This window comes from Gordonia malaquae NBRC 108250 (assembly GCF_000344135.1).
In the GTDB taxonomy this organism is placed as follows: Bacteria; Actinomycetota; Actinomycetes; order Mycobacteriales; family Mycobacteriaceae; genus Gordonia; species Gordonia malaquae.
This window is the reverse complement of the sequence record NZ_BAOP01000021.1, coordinates 55,150-72,596: the sequence shown is the minus strand read 5'-3', so window position 1 is coordinate 72,596 and position 17,447 is coordinate 55,150. Positions and strand designations below refer to the sequence as shown.

Sequence of the window (17,447 nt, the reverse complement as noted above, 5' to 3'; positions counted from 1 at the left end):
GACCTCACGGTCCCGGGGTTCAGTGCATTCCGGGGCCGAATACTGTTGGGGCCGTGGGAAATGAAGTTCTTTCGGGCGGCTTGGCCATAGGTGCGGGCGTGGCGATCGGCGTACTGCTGTTCGTTCCGTTCGTCGCCCTGAGCTATCGACGGCGAGGTGGTCTGACCTTTGGTCGGTCGCTGTTGTGGATCGCGGCCCTCATCTACTTCTGTGCGATATGGACGTACACGCTCTTCCCTCTGCCGGACCCGGACCACCTGGTGTGCGTGGGAACGAACACCGACCTGTGGCAGGCGGTGCGCGACGTCGAGGGCGCCCGGGACCGCGGACGCCCCTTCACCGATCCGGCGACGCTGCAGTTGGCGCTCAACGTTCTGCTCTTCGTCCCGCTCGGTGTGTTCATCCGAGTCCTCGGTGGACGAGGCCTGCCGACTGCCCTGATCGCAGGCGCCGGAGTCTCACTGTTTGTGGAGACCACGCAGGTCACCGGAATGTGGTGGATCTACGACTGCGCGTACCGGGTGTTCGACGTCGACGATCTGGTCACGAACACCGCCGGTGCGGTTCTCGGCTCGATCATGGCGCTGGTCGTGCCACGACGCATGCGTGGCATGTCCAAACGTCCAGGAAGCGATGTCGCGTCGCCCGTCAGCAAGTCTCGTCGCATCGTCGGAGTCTGGTGCGACGTCCTCGCGGCCGCGATGCTGTCGGCTCTCGTATCGGTGAGCGTGCAACTCTGGCTCGAGTACGTCGTCGACGATCGGGCCGCTGTTCTGTCCGGAGAACTCGCAGCGGTCGTCGGCGGAGCGGTGCCCGCGGTCGTATGGCTCGTGGTCATCGCGGGGACCGGGCGATCGATCGGGGACCTGTGCGTGGAACTCGAATACCGGGGCGGCCCGCTCCCCGTGGCACTCCTCCGAGTCGTCAGGTTCTGCTCGAGCATCGGCATGTACTACGCCTTGACGTTGCTGCCGGACCCGTATGACGCAGCGGCCTGGGGGTTCGCGGCCATCGCCCTGATCCTCCTGGTGTTCAGCAGGCACGGGAAGGGACTGCCGTCGCTCCTGTCGGGGGCGTCACTCGTCGACTCCCGCCCTGATTCGCCTGCCGACGATGGCGCATCCGTCACGCAGCAGTGAGAATGGTGGCGACTGTCGACTGCTGACGAGAGGTGAAGTGATGACTGGTTCCGATCGTGCACGAGGGTTTCGAGGCAGAGCTGTGGGCACTCGCGACACAGTGCGGCCGAATCCAGCCACCGTCGCTCCGGGCGAGGACGTCGAAGTTCCGAAGAATCGGTTGCCCGACGCCTCGATGGCTGCGGAGACCGCGTACCGGCTCGTTCACGACGAAGCGATGCTCGACGGCAACGCGCGACTCAACCTCGCGACCTTTGTCGGCACTTGGATGGACGATCACGCCAACCGCCTGTACGTCGAGTCGGCTGACAAGAACATGATCGACAAGGACGAGTACCCGCAGACCGCCGAGATCGAGAACCGGTGTGTGTCGATGCTCGCCGACCTCTGGAACGCGCCCGATCCGGCACGCGCGATCGGCACGTCCACGATCGGCTCGTCGGAGGCCTGCATGCTTGGAGGTCTTGCGCTCAAGCGTCGATGGCAGCACGCACGCCGAGAGGCCGGGCTCTCCACGGACAAGCCGAACCTGATCCTGTCGAGTGCTGTCCAGGTCTGCTGGGAGAAGTTCTGCAACTACTTCGAAGTGGAGCCGCGGTACGTCCCGGTATCGGACGATCACCGCCTCCTCGACGGGCACGACCTGGCATCGTACGTCGACGAGAACACCATCGGCGTGGTCGCGATCATGGGAGTCACCTACACCGGTTCGTACGAACCGGTCCAGGAGATCGCCGCGGCGCTCGACGTCATTGCACACGACACCGGGCACGACGTGCCGATCCACGTCGACGGCGCGTCCGGCGCGATGGTGGCTCCATTCTGCCGACCAGACCTGGTGTGGGACTTCGGGATCGAGCGTGTCGCGTCGATCAATACCTCCGGCCACAAGTACGGGCTCGTGTACCCGGGAGTCGGGTGGATCGTCTGGCGAGACCTCGAGGCACTGCCCGAAGACCTGATCTTCCGCGTCAGCTATCTCGGCGGCGACATGCCGACGTTTGCGCTCAACTTCTCTCGACCGGGTGCTCAGGTGCTGATGCAGTACTACCTGTTCCTGCGCCTCGGATTCGACGGCTATCGCGAGGTCCAGCAGACGTCACTCGACGTCGCAGCCTATCTGTCGGAGGCGATCGGGCAGATGGACGCTTTCGAGCTGTGGAGCGACGGCACTGACATCCCTGTGTTCGCGTGGAGACTGCGCGACGGGCACACCACCAACTGGACGTTGTACGACCTCTCCGATCGTCTGCGCATGAAGGGCTGGCTGGTTCCGGCGTATCCGCTTCCCGATGATCTGACGGACGTCGTCGTCCAACGGATCGTGGTGCGCAACGGATTCAGCCGCGATCTCGCCTCGGCGTTGCTCGACGACCTGCGCGCGGAAGTGGCGTACCTCGACAAGTTGGACGGACCCATTCCCCACGCAGCCGAGACGACGCCGTTCCACCACTGAGGCACCGCGCGACCCATGCGTTGTTGACAATAATTTTCATTAAAGTGTTGACTGTCCGGCATGCAGAAATCACTCTCTCTCCGGACCTCCGCCGTGCTGGTGGCATTGGCGGCGACTCTCACTGCGTGTGGCTCCGCCGACGACGAGACGTCGTCGTCACCGAGCGTCACTGAGCGTGCTCGCGCCACACCGCGAGTCGTTGTGTCGTATGACGGGGGACTTCGCGTCCTCGACGGAAAGACTCTCGAGCACGTCGCCGACCTGCAGAAGGACGGATTCCTTCGACTCAACCCGGCAGGCGACGACCGGCACGTGATCGTCACGACCGACGCCGGCTTCGAGGTGCTCGATTCGGGTACGTGGCGTGAGGAGCATGGCGACCACGCGCACTTCAAAGTCTCCGAACCACGCTTCACCGGGGCGAGGTTCGGCGGCTCGGAGCCAGGCCACGCGGTGGCCCACGACAACCGCCTCACACTGTTCTTCGACGGGACTGGGGAGGTGAAGACCATCGACCGATCCGCACTCGGTGACACGACCCCGGACGTGGCCGACTACCGCACTCCGCACGCGCATCACGGAGTCGCGGTGTCGCGGGGCGACGGCTCGCTGGTCGTGACCGACGGTGACCAGGAATCCCGATCGGGCATTCGGATTGTGGACGCCGAGCAGAAGGAGTCGGCTGCGTCAGCCGACTGCCCGGGTGTGCATGGTGAGGCCGCCGCGTCCGGCGGCGTGCTGACGTTCGGATGCCAGAACGGGATCCTGGTCGTTCGTGGCAACTCGATCACCAAGGTCGCATCACCGGACGCCTACGGCCGGATCGGCAATCAAGCGGGTTCGGACGAGTCGCCGATCGTGTTGGGCGACTACAAGACTCGGCCTTCGGATCAGCTGGCCGACGACGAGATCGAACGGCCGCGCAGGTTCTCACTGACCGACACTCGCACGGGATCTCTCCGGATTGTCGACCTCCCCACGAGCTACAGCTTCCGGTCTCTCGCACGCGGTCAGGACGGTCAGGCGATGATCCTCGGAACCGACGGGGCGGTCTACGTGTTCGACCCCGAGACCGGACGTCAGACGGCGCGCCACCAGGTGATCGACCCCTGGACCGAGCCTGTCGAATGGCAGGATCCGATGCCTTCGCTCGAAGTGGTCGGCGGTACGGCGTACGTCAGCGACCCGAAGGCGCGGACGCTGACTGCACTCGACATCTACAGCGGCAAGCAGACGGCCCGAGCCGCGCTGGATGTCGCAGTAATTGAGACGGCGGCAGTCTCGGGCTGACCGGAAAACCGCGGGATGCCCCAGAAGTCACGCCGTGGTGGTGGACGAACACGACCACCGCGTGACCTCTGGGGCATCTCGCTATTCCTCTGCCGCTGGAGGGTCGAGGAAGAAGTCGTACTCCAGCGGTTCCGCGCCGCCGTACGGACTGAGATCGGCGACGCCGGCGTCGCGGACCAGGTCGGCGTCGATGAAGCATCGACCGGTGACGTCGGCCGACGCGGCGACGAGGACTGCGGCCGCATCGCCCATGATCTGTGGACTCCGTGAATGCGCGACCGTCTCGTCGCCGCCGAGAAGGTTCCGCACGGCGGCGGTCGCGATCGTCGTCTCGGGCCACAAGCAGTTGCATGCGATTCCGTCATCGCGCCATTCGGCGGCGAAACCCAGTGTCGCCAGAGTCATCCCATACTTCGAGACCATGTATCCGGGGAATCTCCCGAGCCAGTCGGGGTTGAGGTTTATCGGTGGAGACAGTGTCACCACGCGTGCGTGGTCGGACCGGCGGAGGTGAGGCAGGCACGCCTGTGTGAGGGCGAACGTACCGCGGGCGTTGACCTGCTGAACCAGGTCGTACTTCTTCATCGGCAGGTCGGCGGTCGCCGTCGGAGCGAGCGCGCTGGCGTTGTTCACGCAGATGTCGACGCCGCCGAACTCCTCGACAGCGGTGCGGACGAATCGGGCGATGTCGGAATCGCTACGCAGATCGCCGATCACTCCGACCGCGTGAGCCCCGGTGGCTCGAACTGCGTCCACTGCGGTGTGAATGGTGCCGTCCAGGCGAGGATCGGGGCTGTCCGTCTTGGCGAGCATGACGATGTTCGCGCCGCGTCGTCCGAGTTCGATCGCGATGGCGAGGCCGATGCCGCGGCTCCCGCCGGACATCACCACGGTGCGACCCTCGAATGCGGAAGGGCCAGGGACGGTGACAAGTGAAGTGGACATGTTCGATCCTTTCGTCGGACCGGTTTGAAGGGAACTGTTCAGGAGGCGTCGTCGCCGACGACGGCCGAACCGAGGAGACTGCAGACGACCAAGGCGGCCGCGATGTCGAGACGATCAGCACCGGGCGCTTCGGAGAGCGCCTTGGTCACGCGGTACTTGACCGTGTTGCGGTGGACGTTGAGACGCTCGGCGGCGCGGAGGTGGCTGTCGCCGGTCTCGAAATACGCGTTGAGCGTCTCGCGGAGGATCGAGGAGGTCTCGCCGGGCGCGGCGAGAGGACCGAGGACGTCATGGACCCACTGCTTGGTCGAATCGAGATCTCGGGCGAGAAGTGCGACCAGACCGAGCCCGCGGTCTCCGTACCCGACCACCCGGCTGCCCTGTCGCCGATGGTCGTCGACGGCGCCTGACGTAGCGACGCTGAACGCAGCCTTCGCCTGCTGGTGGCTCCGCCGAAAACCGGTGACTCCGTCTCCGGCGAAGCCGACGGCGACGGCGATCGGACTGTCGTGGTCGAGGGCGGACGTGACGGTCTCGACGTCGATGGTCCGGTCCGGACGCCTGCCGAGAGGCACCCATACCCAGACGGTCCTGCGGTCGATCGCAGTGATCAGCGGATCCCCCTCGGCCCGTAACCGGCCGGCGAGAGTCCGCACGGCGCGGTCGAGATCGCGGACGCTGCATTCCTCGTCGGTCGACCAGACGATCATCGCCGCGTGACGCTGGTCGAGGCGATAGCCGCTGTCCCGTTCGAGGTGACCCGGATCGGCAGCGGGGGAGTCGAGGAGGGCATGGATCGCCGAGGTCAGGACGTTGCTCTCCACACCCATCCACCGGCGGCGTTCGTCCTCGTACGCCTCGAACACGTACTTGGTTATCCAGTCGATGTACTCGTACACGGTGTCGGAGATGTGCCGCACCACCTGCATCGAATCCGTTGTGCTCAACGACAGCTCGTCGACCTTCGAGTACACGTCCCGGAGCAGCACACTTTGTCCGACGTGATAGGCACGGACCAGCGAGTTCGACGGCACGTCGCGCTGGGCCAGTCGTCGCGCGAACTCGACGGCCGCGGTGGTCGGCTGCAGTCGGCTGATCGATATGTCGTTGGCGAGCACGTGGATGATCGTCGTGACGTTTCCATGAACGCTGGCGTCGAGCATCTCAGCGAGCACAGCGTCCTCGCCGAGACCTTCGATGCGTTCGAGGATCTCACCGGTCACCGACGCCGTCGCCGCGGCCTCGTCGTCGCGGAGTCTCCGGGCGATGACGTGGGTGTGGGAGGTGAGTTGCACGGAATCCATCACGGGCGCCGCCGACCAAGTCCACGCAGGGCCGATTCCGCAGCGTTGTATCCGCACAGTCCGTGGATTCCCGCACCGGGAGGTGCGGACTGCGAGCAGATGTACACGCCGTCGACGCCGGTCCGGTAGGGATCGACTGCCGGCCGCGGCCGCAGCAGCATCTGCAGGCCCGCATTCGAACCACCGAGAATGTCACCGCCGACGTAGTTCCGGTTCTTCTCCGCCATGCTTGCGACGGATGTGACATGCGTTGCGACGACGATGTCGCGGAACCCAGGTGCGAAGCGCTCGATCTGGGCGATCACCGCGTCCGTGGCGTCGCCGGTGTAGCCGAACGGGACGTGCGCGTACGCCCAGATCGGATTCACGCCGCCGTTGCTGCGGGACGGGTCGGCGAGATATTGCTGGCCCACCAGAACAAACGGGCGATCCGGCATCACCCCGGTGGCCCGCAGGCGCTCGGATTCCCGGATCTCCGCGAAGTCTCCGCCCACGTGGACAGTGCCGGCGCGCCCGCAGTCCGGGTCGGTCCACGGGATGTCTCCGCGGACGGCGAAGTCGACTTTGAACGCGGACGAGCCCATCGAATACTTCTCGTAGCGTCGACGGATCCCGGTGGGCATCGTGTCGCCGTACAGAGCGACGACCTGCGCCGGCGACAGGTCGAGGAGCACGATGTCCGCGGACGGGATGTCTGAGCGCGATGTGACGGGGGTGCCGGTCGTGATCGACCCGCCGGCATCGGTGAGCGCAGCCGCGGCGGCCTTGGTGATCGACCCCGATCCTCCTTCGGCGACGGGCCATCCGTAGCGGTGTCCACTGGCCCCGATCATCAGGCCGAGTGATGCGGTGAGGGGCCGGTCGAGTCTGGTGTACACGTGCGCGGCGATGCCACCGAACAGCGCACGAGCCTCCGGAGTGCGGAACACGCGGGCCAGCACACTGGCCGGAAGGACAGCGCGAGGACCGAACAGACCCAACTTGATCGGGTGCGCGGGGACGTTGGCGATGGGACGGAGAAGGTCATGGCCGAGATCGTCGAAGTTTCGTGTGATGTCCCCGAACACCGCCTTCCAGCGCCGACCGTCGACACCCAGACCGTCTGCCGTCGCGTCGATGGACTGGTGAAGCAACGCGGTGGACCCGCTGTCGAGTGGATGCGCGCAGTCGATCTCCGGCCACCGCCAACGCAGACCGTACGATTCGAGGTCGACCTCCTTCCAGAACGGAGACCCGACGCCCATCGGATGGAACGCCGAACACACGTCATGGATGACACCCGGGAGCGTGTACTCCGCGGAGCGAGCTCCACCTCCGATGTCGTCGTTCGCTTCGATCACGTGGACGTCCACACCGTTGCGAGCGAGGTGGAGACCGGCGGCGAGCCCGTTGGGCCCGCCGCCGACGATCACCGCGTTGGTCATCGATTCGCCATCTCGTCTGTGTCCGGCGATGCGGTTCCGGTCGCTGTCGAAGCGCTCGCCTGTGCGTATCGAGTGCCTGCCAGCGGGGCGACGTTCGCACGGGAGTGGACGTCGAACGGGATCGGACCGTCGGGCAGCCACGGCTGCGTGTTGATCGCGTCCTTCACCTGGTACGTGCCTCGCTCCACCACGCCGAGTGCGGCGTCGATGATCTGGTACTCCTGCGTGCCCTTGTGGATCGGCTGAGATTCGATCCAGGCCACGATGAACTCTCCCGGCGCGAAGTCGCACCGGCGTTGCAGAGCGTCGATCAGGTGCTTGTTGTGGAAGTGACCGTCGCCGAAGTTGAAGCCGAGGATCGAGTTGCACGAGAACTCGGCCTCGCGCAGCGTGTAGGTGTTGATGTCGTCGCCGAGTTCGCGCTGCATCAGGGAGAAGAGTGCGCGCCCCTGACTGTGCAGTGAACGCCAGCCCATGAGCTGGTGCATCACTACGTCGGCCACGTCGGGCGGGTAGCTGCCGAGCAACTGTGTGCGCGTGTTCTGCGCTCCACGGACCACGAACTCCTCCAGCTTCTCCTCGGCACCGGGCGCGAAGGCCCACGTGGCCGATGCCCAGTTGCCTGCATACTGCCGCATGCTCGGGAGGAACGACACGAGATCGGGTCGAAGATTGCCCAGGATCGGGAAGAACAGCATCACTGCGACGGCGAGGACGATCGCCCACGGCGTGGTCGCGTCGGCCACGCCGAAGCCGTCCCACGCGGGGAAACCCCAGAAGAGGAACACCGCTGCGTAGGCGAACAAGATGTTCCACTCCAACGGCACGGCCAGCGGGAACGTCGAGAAGATGAACAGGTGGAAGGCGACCATCAGAACGACAGCGCACAAAGTGAGGGTTCGGTTCGTCGAGAACAGCAGGACGAGCGGAGTGATGATCTCGACGACGGTGCCGAGCACGTGGCCGACCCCGCCTGCCAGGACTGACGGCCGCATGTCGTCGGGGAATCGGCGGTAGTGGGCGCGCTTGACCCGCTTGAACGGTAGCCACGGTGTGTTCGACAGCATCGGAGGGATGACCATCGAGAAGTGATGCCCCAGCTTGGACACGCCGGCGCCGACCCACACGATCACGATGAGCAGTTTCAACGCGACGATCATGTCGATGAACGGCATCACGGCGAAGAAGACGACTGCGGGCAGATACTGCTCGCTCCGACCTCCGAGGAAGACGACCTTGTCACGCAATCCCATGACGACGACCATCGCGATCAGCGAGTAGAGGGCGGCGGGGTTCACCAGCCCCGCCGAGCCGGGACGGAGCGCTTCGAGGGTCGTGTTGTCGACGGCGGGCACGACGAGCGCCACGATCATGTTGATCAGGATCGCCGCGTACAGCGTGACGTCGAAGAGGGTTCGCCGGTCACCTCCGGTGAACGGGATCTTGTCCGGCCACGGAGCCATCCTGAGGGTGTCGGGCTTGAGCCAGAAGTGGAACCCGCCTGTCATCGGCTTGAAGTGGCCTGCGAGCGGTCCCCAGGATCCGCCGAGTCCAAGGATCTCCAGGAGCATCGTCCACAGGACGAGCTTCTGGTAGACGATGGGCTGATTCCACCAGGTCGTGATGTCGAAGACCCCGAGACCCGAGGTCGTCGTGGCGATGGTGACGCCGAGCGCGATGTGCAGCACGGCGACCTTCACCAGGTAGATGATGTTGAGGATCTTCGGTGTGCCGAATCCGTACTCGGCCCAGTGGGCGCCGAGGACCCGGAGTCGGTCCATGAACGGTCTGTCGAGGAACGTCTCCGGGTCGACGGGGGGAAAGTTGGGCTTGAGCAGTCCCATGGTGCTGTCCGATCTCAGTGGGTGGGTGGTGTCAGGCGTCGACGGCAGTGCGGGTCTGCTGCCGGAGCGACGGTTTGTCGACCTTTCCCACAGGGTTGCGGGGGAGGGCGTCGACGATGTGGATCTCGGTGGGGCGCTTGGCCTTCGTGAGGACGGCGCGTAGATGCTCGGCGAGCTCGTCGCTGTCGAGCAGGGCATTCGGGTATGTGACGACAAAGGCGACGGGCACTTCGCCGAGAACCGGGTCGGGGCCTCCGACCACGGCGCTCTCGAGCACGCTCGGGTGAGTGGCGATCGCCGCCTCGATCTCCTTGGGGTACACGTTCTCGCCGCCGCGGATGATCATGTCCTTGATGCGGTCGACGATGGACAGGTAGCCGTCGGTGTCGAGCACCCCGATGTCGCCGGTGTGCAGGCGCCCGTTCACGATCGTGGCGGCCGTGGCGTCGGGCCGCCCGAGGTAGGCACGCATCACATTGGGTCCGGAGATCACGACTTCTCCGCGTTCGCCCGTCGGCACCACGTCGCCCTGCGGGTCGACGACCTCGACGACCTGACCGGGCAGTGCGACTCCGACGGTTCCGAGTTTGCGCACGCCGAAACGCGGATTGCAGGTGGCGACACACGTGCTCTCGGTCAGTCCGTAGCCTTCGACGATGGTCACGCCGAGTTTCGATTCGGAGGCGTCGAGCAGTTCCTTCGAGATCGGGGCTGCGCCGCAGATCGCGAAGTGGAGACTGCTGACGTCGGCATCGTCGATGTCGGGCGACGACGTCAGCAGGGCATAGATGGTCGGCACCGCCGAGAAGTAGGTGGGGCGGAGGGTGGCGACGTCGGTGAAGAAGCGGCGGACGGAGAACGATCCGGTGATGCTGAGGTGCCCGCCGACGAGCATCATCGGCAGAAAGCTGGCGTACAGGGCGTTCGAGTGGAACAACGGGAGGATCAGCAGGGCGTGGTCGTCCGCGTCGAGGTGGAGATGGTCGGAGATCGCCGTGGCCATGTACAGCGCGTTCGCGTGGGTCTGCTCGACGCCTTTCGGCGACCCGGTCGACCCCGACGTGTAGATGATCAGCGCGACGTCGGTGGGTGCGGGTTCGCTCGGTGCGATCCACGTCGGATCGGGAGTGATGTTCAGCTCGTCCGGATCTAGTTCGACCCGTCCCGTCGCCGGGCCGCCCGGGGTTCGTCCGACGACAACTCGAGCGCAGGCGTCGTCGAGCTGATAGTCGGCTTCGGTCGCGGTGAAGTTCGGGTTTACAGGGGTCGCCGTCGCACCGAGGCGCCATGCGGCCATGAGCGCGACCACGAGGTCGACGCGATTGGGAAGGAACGTGCCGACGACGTCGCCCCGCGTCACCCCGATCTTCTGGAGATGCTGTGCCGCGGCATCCACGCGGTCGGCGAACTGCCGGTATGACAACGCGTTGTGGTCGTCGCGGACGCAGGGGCGCTCGCCGCGGTCGGCGAGGTTCCATGCGAAGTATCCGTTGGTGGTCACGGGAGCAAGTCCTTTCATTGCTGTGACCACTGACACTATGGATGGAGGATGTGACTTGATACGGCCTGCGAGGCCAGACTTTTCGGGCGCGTTTGTGCTCGCGGCACAACCGCCTCGGGGCAGGTCAGACCTCGGCTGCGGTCTCGCCGGAGAGCCGCTGCTCGGCCACGTGGCGGAGGCTGTCGAACAGGGTTCGGCCCGCGGGGCTGAGCGCCCGATGCGCCACGACGGTGAGGCCGACGCTGTGGCCCACGCTCGGCAGATCCACCGGGAGGCGGACGAGGTGAGAATCGGCCCGGCCGATGAGGCTGGGGAGCACCGCGATCGTCCGGGTTCGTCGGAGCAGTTCCCGGACGGTCAGGAAGCTGGTCGCCTCGACGCGGTCTTCGGGCAGCGGCACACCCGTCCGCGCGAAAGCCTCCTCGAGTTCGTGTCGGAGCGCTGTCTCGGTACCGGGGAGGATCCACGGAAGGTTCGACAGCTCGGCGAGCGACAGGCGGTCGGTGTGAGCGAGCGGATGCCCGGCGCCTGCGAACACCTCGACATTCTCTTCGTACAGCGGGATCCGGGTGAGGGTCGACGTGCTCGGCGCCGTGAGCCTGCCGACGATCATGTCGATCCGGCCGGCTTCGAGTTCACTCGACAGTGCCTCCGGCGAGCCTTCTCGGACGATCACGGTGAGGAGGGGGCGGTCTGCTTTGAGGTCGGCGATCGCCTGCGGCAGAAGGACATTGGAGCCGGCGAGGTGCGTTCCGACGGACACCGTCCCCCGATCGGCGTCGGCCAACTCCACGACGTGTCGGCCCGCCTGGTTCAACTGCGCGAGGATCGCTCGTGCGTGTTCAGTGAAGGCGACGCCGAAGATCGTCGGCGTCACGCCGCGTGGTCCGCGCTCGAAGAGCTCCACACCGAGCACGGTCTCGATGTCGCGCAGACTGCGGGTTGCGACCGGCTGAGTGATGTGAAGTTCGGCGGCTGCTCCGACAACACTTCGTTGTCTGCTGAGCGCGTCGATCAACACGAGGTGCCGGATCTTGAGCCGGCCGTCGAGGAGTTTCGGGACGTCCATCTGATCAGCTCTCCGTTCGAACGTCGGTGGATTCGATGAGGGCTGCGAGTGAAGCGGACAGTGAACTCGTCGGATCGGCGAGGTCGAGGAACACGTCGAAGTGATCACGATCGGGGACGGTCATCGACCGGCATGTCAGGGACGGGGACCAGTGTGAGTGGAGGTCGTCGCTCTGGGCGGAGAATCCGGCGGCTTCGTTCGCGGCGCGTGCGACGACAACGGTCGAGGCCCGGCTCGGCGGCGGTGCGAGGGCGGGGCTCACTTCCGAAGCGGTGTCTTCGGTGAGGTTCAACCAGGCGTTGGCGGGCGCGTCTACGAGTGGGCGGAGATCGTAGAGCCCGCTGATCAGAAGGCCTTCGGTGGCCGTGCGCCCGTCGAGGCCGGCGTCGTGCGCCCATCGTCCGCCGACCATCGTCATCGCGGCGAGGTGTGCGCCGGCTGAGCTTCCGCCGACGACCACCCGTTCGGTGTTGATACCGAGATCATGACCTCGAAGGCGGACGAACGCGTATGCGGCGCGAACCTGCCGGACGATCTCCGGCAGCGTGGTGGCCGGGGCTAGACCGTAGTCGATTGCGACGGTGGCGATCCCGCGTTCGGCGAGGAGGGCGGCCATGAAAGCGGTGTGTTGTCGGGAAAGTGCCCGCCAGTATCCGCCGTGCACGACGAAGAACGTCGGGTGTGGGGTGTCTCCGACGCCCCACACGTCGAGGAGCTGACCGCTGGGCCGGTCGTAGACCACGTCGGTGTGCCCGGGCAGGTCGGCAGTGGCGCGCGCGGATTGTTCGAGATAGTCGGCCATGATGCGACCGAAGCGGTCCGGGGTGACAGTGGCCTGCGCGTCGTACGCGTGAGCGGTCTGGTTCGGCACAGCTGGGTCCTCTCTGGGTGGCGTCCGCCAGGTTCCGTCAGGTCGGCTATTCGTGTCCAATGCCGATCATGTCCGTGGGTATGCCCTCTTTGGTATGCCAAGGTATGCGCAAAAGGGTATGACGTTCACGCGATTAGGCATTTGTTCAGCATGGCGACATGGATCACAGTAGGTGCATGACCGATGACGCATCACAGTGGATCCGCAACTACGTCGACGGTTCCTTCGTCGATCCCGGCTGGGGACTGTCGTTCGATGCCGTGGATCCCTCGACCGGGCACGTGTACGCCCGTGTTCACGAAGCCGACCGCGACCTGGTCGACCGCGCCGTGACCTCGGCCCGACGGGCCCTCGACGACGGATGGGCCGATCGACCCGTCGCCGACCGCGTCGGGATTCTCCGCCGCGCCGCAGACTTGATCGAGGAACGGTTCGACGAGTTCATCGCGGCCGAGCTCGCCGACACCGGGAAGCCGATCACCCAAGCACGGTCGCTCGACGTCGCACGTGCACCCGCGAACTTCCGTGCGTTCGCCGACATGGTCGCCGCAGCGGGAGAGCAGTCGTTCACCACGGAGACTGCGGACGGTGGAAGAGCGCTCAACTACACGGTCCGGAAACCTCTCGGCGTGGTCGCCGTGATCGTGCCGTGGAACCTTCCGCTCCTCCTGCTGACGTGGAAGGTCGCACCCGCATTGGCGTGCGGCAATGCGGTAGTGGTGAAACCGAGTGAGGACACGCCGGGCAGCGCGTCGTTGCTCGCCGAAGTCCTCGAACAGGCGGGCTTGCCACGCGGTGTGTACAACGTGGTCCACGGGTTCGGCGCCGGCTCGGCAGGCGAGTTCCTCACGTCGCACCCGAAGATCGACGGCGTCACGTTCACCGGTTCGTCGGCGACCGGATCGCACGTCATGAAGACCGTGGCACCACGGGTTCGGCCGGTCTCGTTGGAACTCGGCGGAAAGAACGCGGCGATCGTCTTCGACGACGTCGACGTCGACGAGGCGGTGAACGGTCTGAGCCGGTCGATATTCACCAACACCGGACAGGTGTGCCTCTGCACCGAGCGGGTCTACATCCAGAAGAACGTCTTCGACGATGTCGTCGCGGGTCTGGTGGACGCAGCGAACGCGTTGACCCTCGGTGTCCCGACCGACCCCGGAACCACGACCGGCCCACTGATCTCGGCGAAGCACCGAGACAAGGTGCAGGCCTGCCTCGACCTTGCGGTCTCGGAGGGGGCCGACGTGCTGGTCGGCGGCGGAGCGCCGACGCTCGGAACGGAACTCGACAGTGGATTCTGGATGCAGCCGACCTTGTGGACCGGACTGACCAACGCCGACCGGACGATGCGCGAGGAGATCTTCGGTCCCGTCGCGGGCCTTGTTCCCTTCGACACCGAGGACGAGGCGATCGCTCTCGCGAACGACACCGAGTACGGACTCGCGTCCGCCGTGTGGACGAACGACCTGCGGCGTGGGCACCGGGTTGCGGGCCGGATGAACGTGGGTCTGTCGTGGGTCAACACCTGGTACCTGCGCGACCTGCGGTCGCCGTTCGGCGGTGTCGGGCTGTCCGGGATCGGGCGAGAAGGCGGCGAATCGTCGCTGCACTTCTACACCGAGCCGACGAACGTGTGCGTGCGCCTGTGAGCACCACGACCATCAACCAGGAGACCCGAATGAATGATCAGGTGGCCGCACTCGCAGAGCGGCTCGACGACGCACAGATCAGCCGGACCGAGACGACGAGCATCGAAGCCGACCGCGAACGGTGGCCGGACTTCGACGTGGCTCTCGCCTATCGCGTGCAGAACGAGGTGATCGCGCGACGAGAGGCCCGCGGCGAGAAGGTGGTCGGCGTGAAGCTCGGCTTCACCAGCAAGGCCAAGATGGCCCAGATGGGAGTGTCCGACGTCATCGTCGGACGCCTCACCGATGCCATGGCGATCGACGACGGCGGGGTCGCCGACCTCGGCCGATTCATCCACCCGAAGGTCGAGCCGGAAGTCGCCTACCGGATCGCCCGCGATGTGGACCTCGACGACCCCGACGTCGACATGCGCGATCACGTCGATGCCGTCGCTGCGGCCGTCGAGGTGATCGACTCCCGATACCTCGACTTCGTCTTCACCTACGCGGACGTCGTCGCCGACAACACGTCGGCATCAGGATTCGCCGTCGGTGAGTGGATTCCGCTGCGCGAGGCCGCCGACTGCGCCGTCACGATGACGGTCGGGGATCACGTTGTGTCCGGCTCGACAGCGGCGATCCTCGACGATCCGGCGAACGCGCTGACTGCGCTGCTCGACATGTGTCGCCGCCACCGCATCCCGCTGCGCGCGGGCCACATCGTGCTGGCCGGCGCGGCCACCGCGGCCACCGAGCTCACCGCGACATCGGTGACCTGTCTGGTCGACGGAATCGGCTCAGTCGGATTCACCGCACAGGTGTCGGAGGTGACCGCATGAGTGACACGACGACGTCGACCGGCGGAGTCCTCGCCGGCCGCGCAAAGCCTCGCGGACGATTCCCGCACGTGAAGGTCGTGGGCGACCTCATCTTCGTCTCTGGCACCAGTTCACGGCGGCCCGACAACACGTTCGTCGGTGTCGAAGTCGATGAGATGGGCACCACCGACCTCAGCATCGAGAAGCAGACCCGGGCCGTCATCGAGAACATCCGCGACATCCTCGGCGAGGTGGGCGCGGGTCTCGACGACGTCTGCCAACTCACCACCTACCTCGTGTCGATGAACGACTTCGGGGTCTACAACCGGGTGTACGGCGAGTACTTCGACGAGAACGGCCCGACGCGGACGACCGTCGCCGTCCACCAGTTGCCGCACCCGCATCTGCTCATCGAGATCCAAGCGATCGCTCACCGCCCTACCCGGGCGTGACCGGCCACCACCCACCAACAGGAGATCCGAACATGACGAGCATTCCTCCGGTCATCAACTTCCACGGCTGGATTCGCGACAACCAGCACTTGCTCAAGCCGCCGGTGAACAACCAGATGATGGCGTTGGGAGACGACTTCATCGTCCAGGTGGTCGGCGGCCCCAACGAACGCTACGACTATCACTTCGAGCCGTACGAAGAATGGTTTTACCAGGTGAAGGGCGATATGCACGTCAACCTGATGACCGACGACGGACCCGTGCGCGTCGACATCCGTGAGGGTGAGACGTGGCTGATGCCCGCGAACATCGCGCATTCGCCGCAGCGACCCGACCCGGAGTCGATCGGAGTCGTCATCGAACGGGTGCGGCACGAGGGGACGCTGGAGAACTTCCGGTGGTACTGCCTGGAATGTGACGCGCTGGTTCATGAGGTCCGCCTGCAGGTGAGGGACCTCGTGAAGGACATGCCCCCGGTGTTCGCCGCGTTCCACGACGATCTCGGCGCACGGACGTGCGGTCAGTGCGGTGCAATCCACCCCGGGAAGGGCTGAGATGCCGGGCACCATCGACGTCCACACTCACTACGTTCCTCATGGGTGGCCCGACGTCAGTGACGCCGCGGGCCCGGATGCGCCGTGGCTGCGCGTGGAGTCCGAACGTGAAGCGATGATGATGACCGGCGGAACCGAGTTCCGGCGCATCCAGTCCGACGCCTGGGACCCCGACGTCCGCCTGGCCGACATGGACGCAGACGGGGTGCAGACGCAGGTCGTCTCGCCGACCCCGGTGTTCTTCAACTACGCGCGCACCGGAGAGCAGGCGGCGAAGATCGCGACGATCTTCAACGACCTCGCCCTCGACATCACCGGGCCCGTGGGGGACCGGATGATCCCGTTCTGCCAGGTGCCACTGCAGGATCCCGACCTCGCCTGCAAGGAACTCGACCGGTGCCTGGACAACGGCCACCGCGGTGTCGAGATCGGCAATCACGTCGGCGACCGCGATCTCGACGATGCGGGCGTCGTCGAGTTTCTGCAGCACTGCGCATCCCGCGACGTGCCGGTGTTCGTGCATCCCTGGGACATGACCGGATCGCCCAGGCTGGACCGGTGGATGGCCAAGTGGTTGGTCGGAATGCCCGCCGAATCGCATCTCTCGATCCTCGCGATGATCCTCGGCGGAGTGTTCGATCGAGTCGACGAGCGGCTCAAGATCGGCTTCGCTCACGGCGGCGGATCGTTCGCGTTCTGGCTCGGTCGCATGGAGAACGCCTGGCACCGCCGGAACGATGTCATCGGAACGTCGGAGTTCCCGCCGTCGCACTATCTCGGACGGTTCTACGTCGATTCGGTGGTGTTCGACGAGCGTGCGCTGCGTCTGCTCGTGGACACGATCGGTTCCGAGCGCGTGATGGTCGGGAGCGACTACCCGTACCCGTTGGGGGAGCGGCCCGTCGGCGAGGTGGTCGTCAAGAGCGAGTTCCTGGAGCCCGCGACACGCGATCTCATTCTGCGCGGGAACGCCGAACGGTTCCTCGGCTTGCCGGCGTCGTGACCTGCCCCGATCGGTCCTCACGCCCATGCTCACGCGGGCATGGCGGCAGCAATAAAGAGCATTTGTGTGACATGAATCACTGACATTGGCTTGACAAGAGGCGAGTCGCCGACCGGATCGCCTTATGACAACGATTTGCCCCACCT

The 17,447-nt window shown here is 65.7% G+C and carries 15 protein-coding genes; 8 read left to right on the top strand and 7 right to left on the bottom strand.

Annotated features, from left to right (window positions below; genetic code table 11):
* Window positions 1-53: 53 nt before the first annotated feature.
* The 3 genes from GM1_RS14635 to aztD are packed head-to-tail and all read left to right on the top strand — an operon-like array spanning window position 54 to window position 3,885.
* A complete protein-coding gene (locus GM1_RS14635) occupies window positions 54-1,139 on the top strand; it encodes a VanZ family protein (protein WP_040520239.1) in 1,086 nt (361 codons plus the stop codon).
* Between the two features lie 40 nt (window positions 1,140-1,179).
* The gene (gad, locus tag GM1_RS14630; RefSeq protein WP_040520237.1) at window positions 1,180-2,595 is read left to right on the top strand and encodes a glutamate decarboxylase; all 1,416 of its coding nucleotides are present in this window, start codon (window positions 1,180-1,182) and stop codon (window positions 2,593-2,595) included.
* A 60-nt stretch (window positions 2,596-2,655) separates the two neighbouring features.
* Window positions 2,656-3,885 carry a zinc metallochaperone AztD gene (aztD, locus tag GM1_RS14625; protein WP_008380031.1) on the top strand — a complete coding sequence of 410 codons (1,230 nt, stop codon included), beginning with the start codon at window positions 2,656-2,658 and terminating at the stop codon, window positions 3,883-3,885.
* Window positions 3,886-3,966: 81 nt separating this feature from the next.
* Here the strand turns inward: aztD and GM1_RS14620 are convergent, their stop codons facing one another.
* The 7 genes from GM1_RS14620 to GM1_RS14590 form a co-directional block, all read right to left on the bottom strand.
* A complete protein-coding gene (locus GM1_RS14620) occupies window positions 3,967-4,830 on the bottom strand; it encodes an SDR family oxidoreductase (protein ID WP_008380030.1) in 864 nt (287 codons plus the stop codon).
* A 38-nt stretch (window positions 4,831-4,868) separates the two neighbouring features.
* Window positions 4,869-6,134 (bottom strand): PucR family transcriptional regulator, encoded by a 1,266-nt coding sequence (locus GM1_RS14615; RefSeq protein ID WP_008380027.1) that lies wholly within the window; start codon window positions 6,132-6,134, stop codon window positions 4,869-4,871.
* Window positions 6,134-7,558, bottom strand: a complete 1,425-nt coding sequence (locus GM1_RS14610; RefSeq protein ID WP_008380025.1) for a phytoene desaturase family protein — start codon at window positions 7,556-7,558, stop codon at window positions 6,134-6,136. The genes GM1_RS14615 and GM1_RS14610 overlap by 1 nt, the downstream gene beginning before the upstream one ends.
* Window positions 7,555-9,402: a DUF3556 domain-containing protein gene (locus GM1_RS14605; protein ID WP_008380024.1), complete on the bottom strand. Its 1,848-nt coding sequence runs from the start codon at window positions 9,400-9,402 to the stop codon at window positions 7,555-7,557. Before GM1_RS14605 ends, GM1_RS14610 begins: the two co-directional genes overlap by 4 nt.
* A gap of 31 nt (window positions 9,403-9,433) precedes the next feature.
* Window positions 9,434-10,903, bottom strand: coding sequence for a class I adenylate-forming enzyme family protein (locus GM1_RS14600; RefSeq protein WP_008380022.1), 1,470 nt, complete (start codon window positions 10,901-10,903; stop codon window positions 9,434-9,436).
* A gap of 124 nt (window positions 10,904-11,027) precedes the next feature.
* The gene (locus GM1_RS14595) at window positions 11,028-11,972 is read right to left on the bottom strand and encodes a LysR substrate-binding domain-containing protein (RefSeq protein WP_008380020.1); all 945 of its coding nucleotides are present in this window, start codon (window positions 11,970-11,972) and stop codon (window positions 11,028-11,030) included.
* A gap of 4 nt (window positions 11,973-11,976) precedes the next feature.
* Window positions 11,977-12,843, bottom strand: coding sequence for an alpha/beta hydrolase (locus GM1_RS14590; protein ID WP_008380018.1), 867 nt, complete (start codon window positions 12,841-12,843; stop codon window positions 11,977-11,979).
* A 176-nt stretch (window positions 12,844-13,019) separates the two neighbouring features.
* Here GM1_RS14590 and GM1_RS14585 point away from each other — a divergent pair, with 176 nt between their 5' ends.
* The 5 genes from GM1_RS14585 to GM1_RS14565 are packed head-to-tail and all read left to right on the top strand — an operon-like array spanning window position 13,020 to window position 17,301.
* Window positions 13,020-14,495: a 2-hydroxymuconic semialdehyde dehydrogenase gene (locus GM1_RS14585; RefSeq protein ID WP_008380016.1), complete on the top strand. Its 1,476-nt coding sequence runs from the start codon at window positions 13,020-13,022 to the stop codon at window positions 14,493-14,495.
* 29 nt (window positions 14,496-14,524) lie between these two features.
* Entirely contained in the window at window positions 14,525-15,313 is a 789-nt protein-coding gene (locus tag GM1_RS14580; protein ID WP_008380014.1) for a 2-keto-4-pentenoate hydratase, read from the top strand.
* A complete protein-coding gene (locus GM1_RS14575; RefSeq protein WP_008380013.1) occupies window positions 15,310-15,744 on the top strand; it encodes a RidA family protein in 435 nt (144 codons plus the stop codon). Before GM1_RS14580 ends, GM1_RS14575 begins: the two co-directional genes overlap by 4 nt.
* A 32-nt stretch (window positions 15,745-15,776) precedes the next feature.
* Window positions 15,777-16,298: a 3-hydroxyanthranilate 3,4-dioxygenase gene (locus tag GM1_RS14570; RefSeq protein ID WP_008380011.1), complete on the top strand. Its 522-nt coding sequence runs from the start codon at window positions 15,777-15,779 to the stop codon at window positions 16,296-16,298.
* Window position 16,299: 1 nt separating this feature from the next.
* A complete protein-coding gene (locus GM1_RS14565; RefSeq protein ID WP_008380009.1) occupies window positions 16,300-17,301 on the top strand; it encodes an amidohydrolase family protein in 1,002 nt (333 codons plus the stop codon).
* The last annotated feature ends 146 nt before the right edge of the window (window positions 17,302-17,447 follow it).

What these genes read in the sequence shown, in the direction of transcription:
- GM1_RS14595 (WP_008380020.1), bottom strand. Translation starts at nt 11,972, where the DNA reads ATGGACGTCCCGAAACTCCTCGACGGCCGGCTCAAGATCCGGCACCTC.
- GM1_RS14575 (WP_008380013.1), top strand. Translation starts at nt 15,310, where the DNA reads ATGAGTGACACGACGACGTCGACCGGCGGAGTCCTCGCCGGCCGCGCA.
- GM1_RS14610 (WP_008380025.1), bottom strand. Translation starts at nt 7,558, where the DNA reads ATGACCAACGCGGTGATCGTCGGCGGCGGGCCCAACGGGCTCGCCGCC.
- GM1_RS14605 (WP_008380024.1), bottom strand. Translation starts at nt 9,402, where the DNA reads ATGGGACTGCTCAAGCCCAACTTTCCCCCCGTCGACCCGGAGACGTTC.
- GM1_RS14580 (WP_008380014.1), top strand. Translation starts at nt 14,525, where the DNA reads ATGAATGATCAGGTGGCCGCACTCGCAGAGCGGCTCGACGACGCACAG.
- gad (WP_040520237.1), top strand. Translation starts at nt 1,180, where the DNA reads ATGACTGGTTCCGATCGTGCACGAGGGTTTCGAGGCAGAGCTGTGGGC.
- GM1_RS14615 (WP_008380027.1), bottom strand. Translation starts at nt 6,134, where the DNA reads ATGGATTCCGTGCAACTCACCTCCCACACCCACGTCATCGCCCGGAGA.
- aztD (WP_008380031.1), top strand. Translation starts at nt 2,656, where the DNA reads ATGCAGAAATCACTCTCTCTCCGGACCTCCGCCGTGCTGGTGGCATTG.
- GM1_RS14585 (WP_008380016.1), top strand. Translation starts at nt 13,020, where the DNA reads ATGACCGATGACGCATCACAGTGGATCCGCAACTACGTCGACGGTTCC.
- GM1_RS14620 (WP_008380030.1), bottom strand. Translation starts at nt 4,830, where the DNA reads ATGTCCACTTCACTTGTCACCGTCCCTGGCCCTTCCGCATTCGAGGGT.
- GM1_RS14565 (WP_008380009.1), top strand. Translation starts at nt 16,300, where the DNA reads ATGCCGGGCACCATCGACGTCCACACTCACTACGTTCCTCATGGGTGG.
- GM1_RS14570 (WP_008380011.1), top strand. Translation starts at nt 15,777, where the DNA reads ATGACGAGCATTCCTCCGGTCATCAACTTCCACGGCTGGATTCGCGAC.